Source organism: Desulfovibrio sp. 1188_IL3213, from assembly GCF_036763145.1.
Classification (GTDB): domain Bacteria; phylum Desulfobacterota; class Desulfovibrionia; order Desulfovibrionales; family Desulfovibrionaceae; genus Desulfovibrio.
In genome coordinates this window covers 1-1,629 of sequence record NZ_JBAIYR010000474.1, presented here as the reverse complement: position 1 = coordinate 1,629, position 1,629 = coordinate 1, and the positions used below count along the sequence as shown (strand labels likewise).

Below are 1,629 nucleotides of genomic sequence, written 5' to 3'. Positions count from 1 at the left end.
CGCGCCGCGGGCGAAATCGTGGCCGCGGCCGAAGGAACCTGGGCGCCCTGGACCTACCATGACGAGCGTGACACCCTGACGGGCTTCGACGTGGAAGTCATGCGGCTGGTGGCCGGGAAGCTCGGCGTCAAAGCCCGCTTCGTGGAATCGGAATGGGACGGCATTTTTGCAGGCCTGGACGCCAAACGTTGGGACATCGCGGCCAACGGGGTGGAGGTTACTCCTGAACGCGCCGCCAAATACGATTTTTCAACCCCCTATGCTTACATCCATACCGCGCTGATAGTGCGCGGGGACAACGATACTATCAAGACCTTCGAGGACTTGAAGGGCAAACGCACCGCCAACAGTCTTTCCAGCACCTACATGGAGCTTGCCGAGAGTTACGGCGCCGAGGCCGTGGGTGTGGATTCGCTCGGGGAAACCCTGGAAATGGTTCTGGCCGGCCGGGTGGATGCGACCCTGAACGCGGACGTCTCTTTTTTCGATTATATGCGGGCTCACCCCGAAGCGAACCTGAAGATCGTGGCCTTGACGGAACACAGCATGAGCGTGGCGTTTCCGGTCGTGAAAGGCCAGGACACTGCGAGCTTCCTCGCTGCCGTAAACCAGGCCATCACCGAGCTTCGGACATCGGGCGAACTGGAACGGCTCTCACAACAATTCTTTGGCAGCGACATAACCGCTGTGAACAAGTAGTTTTTAGGGCGGCAGTGTAGTAATGCAAGAAACTTTAATCAGTGGAGACTGAGCATGTTTGGAAAAATCGGCATAACCCAGTTGCTGGTGATCTTCGGTATTTTCGTTCTGTTTTTCGGCTACAAGAAAATCCCCGAGCTCGGCAAAAACCTGGGCAAAGGGATTCGTGAATGGCGTAAAGCCGTGACGGAGAGCGACGCGATCGATATCACGCCCGAAGCGGAGCCCGCCCGGGAAAAGGTCGTGGAACGGCCTGCCCGGAAAGGGGCCTTCAGGCAGGCCCGCAGAGCCACGCACCGATAGTCGTCCTCAGGCGTCTTCCATTTCAGGCACGAGCGATGCGGAGATTGGAGACGCCTGAGTATAATACGGCCAGGCCGATGCCCCTCAAAGATGGGTCGAAAGCTGGTTGGCCTGAAGAATCCCCAATTTCTTTTCCCTTGGAGCCGCCTTGATGGCGTATTCAAGGCGATAGGCGCTGGCTTTGTCCGGACATTCTGTGAATCCCAGAAGTTTCACGGGTCTGCGCGAGCGGGTGTACCGCGCGCCTCCGGCCCGCAACCCATTGTGCTCTGCCAAGCGCCTTTCAAGATGCTTGGCTACGCCGCAGTAGTATGTCGAGTCCGCGCACTTCAGAAGATACACTTTCCAAGCGCCGGAGTCCTTTTCGAACCTTCCGGCGTAACCCACGGAGTTGTCAGAAACCTCGCGTTCCCCAGGAATCGTGGCCGGTGGCATCGCGCGGCTACAGGCTTTCTTTCAGAGCTTTACCGGGAGTAAATTTAACAGAGGTCGATGCTGCAATCATTGCTGTCCGGCTAAGGGGTAACAAAAAAGTCCAAAATCTCAGCAGTATGTGGTATAAGAAGTTACCACAACAACTTGCCACACAAGGAGATTTTGGACTTGAGCCATCATACTACACTCTTC

4 protein-coding genes are annotated in these 1,629 nt (G+C 56.5%); 3 read left to right on the top strand and 1 reads right to left on the bottom strand.

Annotation, left to right across the window (positions count from 1 at the left end):
• Together V6C16_RS12745 and V6C16_RS12740 are read left to right on the top strand one after the other, a co-directional pair.
• Positions 1-699: transporter substrate-binding domain-containing protein (locus tag V6C16_RS12745; RefSeq protein WP_333543384.1), on the top strand; the 699-nt coding region annotated here is incomplete at its 5' end.
• Between the two features lie 54 nt (positions 700-753).
• The gene (locus tag V6C16_RS12740; RefSeq protein WP_333534589.1) at positions 754-1,002 is read left to right on the top strand and encodes a Sec-independent protein translocase subunit TatA/TatB; all 249 of its coding nucleotides are present in this window, start codon (positions 754-756) and stop codon (positions 1,000-1,002) included.
• Between the two features lie 84 nt (positions 1,003-1,086).
• On the opposite strand, the gene V6C16_RS12735 is transcribed toward V6C16_RS12740, so the two are convergent.
• On the bottom strand, positions 1,087-1,344 hold the full coding sequence (locus V6C16_RS12735; protein WP_333534590.1) for a GIY-YIG nuclease family protein: 258 nt from the start codon (positions 1,342-1,344) through the stop codon (positions 1,087-1,089).
• Between the two features lie 86 nt (positions 1,345-1,430).
• On the opposite strand from V6C16_RS12735, the gene V6C16_RS12730 reads away from it, so the two are divergent.
• A partial coding sequence (locus V6C16_RS12730; protein ID WP_333534591.1) for a hypothetical protein occupies positions 1,431-1,629 on the top strand: 199 nt, incomplete at its 3' end.

Coding starts and splice junctions, on each gene's coding strand:
- V6C16_RS12740 (WP_333534589.1), top strand. CDS start 754: ATGTTTGGAAAAATCGGCATAACCCAGTTGCTGGTGATCTTCGGTATT.